A 2,405-nucleotide genomic window follows, 5' to 3' on the forward strand; every position below is an offset into this window, starting at 1 on the left:
GTCCTCGGGCGGCGAGACCTTCCCTAACCTGACCGGCAATTCGGACTACGGGACGACCGGCTTTCCGACGCTCGGCGGCGCGACTTTGCTCGGCGTGCCGGGCACCGTCTGGCTCCTGATCGTGATCGGCCTGTTTGCTGCTTACGTGGCGGCGCGCACGCCGCTCGGCCGCCAGATCTATGCGATCGGCAGCAACGAGCGTGCGGCTCAGTTGTCGGGCGTGCGCGTCAATCGCGTCAAGATGACCGTCTACATGTTTTCTGGATTCTGCGCGGCGATTGTCGGCTTGATCATCTCGTCCGAACTGGTCGCTTCGCACCCGATGAGCGGCGAGACCTTTGAGCTCAATGCGATTGCGGCAGCGGTGCTGGGCGGGACTTCGATGTCGGGCGGGCGTGGCAAGATTGGCGGGACGATCATCGGCGCATTCGTGATCGGCATTCTGTCGGACGGTCTTGTGATGATGGGCGTGAGCGCCTTCTGGCAAACCGTTATCAAGGGCGTAGTGATCGTGGCCGCGGTGGTGGTCGATCAGGTCCAGAGGCGCGTCCAGCAGCGTTTTGCTTTGCAGAAGCAGGCAGCCACAGGGGCTTGACGATGAGTGAAGCGAACAGGTCGGAGAGAAAGCAGGGGGCCCCGCTCAAGGGTGCGTTAATCGGCTGCGGCTTTTTTGCGCGGAATCATCTCCACGCGTGGCAAGGCATTGAGGGTGCCGAGATCGTCGCGTTGTGCGATGCGGATGAGGAGCGTTTGCAGGCGGCCGGTCGCGACTTTGGTATCGCTCGGCTCTATGGCGATGCGGTGACGCTGTTGGACAGCGAGCGCCTCGATTTCGTGGATATCGCGACCACGGCGCCGAGCCATCGCGCACTGGTTGAACTGGCGGCCTCCGCGGGTGTTGCTGCGATTTGCCAGAAGCCGTTTGCTCTGTCGATGGCCGATGCCCTTGCCATGGTTCACGCGTGCGAACACGCTGGTGTGCCGCTGATGGTGCATGAGAACTTCCGCTGGCAAGCCGCGATCAGGGCGGCAGGGCAAGCCTTGCGCGAGGGCAGGATCGGCAGGCCGTTCTGGGGTCGCGTGTCGTTTCGCTCCGCGTTCGACGTGTTTAGCGGGCAGCCTTACCTGGCGCGCAACGAGCGCTTCATTGTCGAGGATCTCGGCATTCATGTGCTCGATATCGCGCGCTTTCTCTTCGGCGATGTTGCGCGCCTGAGCGCGACGATTGCTCGTGTCAACCCACAAATCGCCGGTGAAGATGTGGCGACGATGTTGTTGAGTCACGTGTCGGGTGTCACGAGCGTAGTGGATTGCAGCTATGCGTCGCGGTTGCCGCATGAGCTGTTTCCGCAGACGCTCATTGAGGTGGACGGTGCTGAGGGTACGCTGCGTCTTTTCGCCGATTACCGGCTGCAGATCCACACCCGTTCCGGGACTCATGACGAGATTGCGATGCCGCAGTCGTTTCCATGGTCGTGCGCGCCTTGGGAGGCGATTCAGGAGAGCGTCGCCGCGATTCAGACGCACTGGGTGGCCTCTCTGAACGGGGGCGTTGAGCCGGCCACTTCGGGCCGCGACAACCTGAAAACACTCCAGCTGGTCGAGGCCACCTACGAGTCGGCGCGGCGCGGTGAAACTACTGTCTTGCCTTCGCCCGAGTTGGCTGCCGGGCAATCGGCAGAGTCCGCCGGAGAGGCCCTGCGATGAGCGCCGCACGCATGTTCCCCGAGGAGCACGACGCACAGGAACCCGTGGTCGAACTCGAGCGCTACTACGGTACATCGCAGCCGCAACCCACAGCGCGTTTGCTGACGGCGGGTCCGTGGTCCGCGCTACTTGTGAACGGCGCGCTACGCGATATCCGGTTTGCCAGCACGGAAGTGATCCGCTCGATCGCTTATGTGGTGCGCGACAAGGACTGGGGCACCTGCGTGCCGCTGACGAAGGAAATGCAGGTCGAACAGGATGACCAGGCATTTCGCGTTACGTACACGGCGCAATGCACGAATCCGGATGGGCAGTCCCTTTGGTACGCTGCGATCATTGACTGCAAGGCCGACGGCGCATTGGAGTTTCGCGCGCTCGCGACCGCATCGACTGATTTCCTGACAGCGCGCTGTGGTTTTTGCGTGTTGCATCCGATCGAGGGGGTGGCCGGCGCTCCCGCACGCGTCGAGCACGGCGACGGCACGGTGGATGACTCGCGTTTTCCTGTGTTGATCGACCCGTGGCAGCCGTACAAGGATATCCGCACGATCGAACACCGGCTCGCGTCGGGCTTGACCATACGATGCGAATTGACCGGCGACACCTTCGAAATGGAGGATCAACGCAATTGGTCCGATGCGTCGTTCAAGACGTACTCCCGGCCGCTCGAACTGCCATGGCCTTACGTGGTGGAGGCG

The 2,405-nt window shown here is 62.6% G+C and carries 2 protein-coding genes and 1 pseudogene; all 3 read left to right on the forward strand.

Annotation, left to right across the window (positions count from 1 at the left end; genetic code table 11):
- Positions 1–595, forward strand: a 595-nt coding sequence (locus tag WCA53_RS17035; RefSeq protein WP_423912856.1) for an ABC transporter permease, incomplete at its 5' end; no start/stop codon positions are given.
- Between the two features lie 2 nt (positions 596–597).
- Entirely contained in the window at positions 598–1,707 is a 1,110-nt protein-coding gene (locus WCA53_RS17040; protein WP_423912861.1) for a Gfo/Idh/MocA family protein, read from the forward strand.
- Positions 1,704–2,405, forward strand: a pseudogene (locus tag WCA53_RS17045) (hypothetical protein); the annotation flags it as partial. The gene WCA53_RS17040 and the pseudogene WCA53_RS17045, both read left to right, overlap by 4 nt.

The sequence above is a fragment of the Caballeronia sp. genome, assembly GCF_049581465.1.
In the GTDB taxonomy this organism is placed as follows: domain Bacteria; phylum Pseudomonadota; class Gammaproteobacteria; order Burkholderiales; family Burkholderiaceae; genus Caballeronia.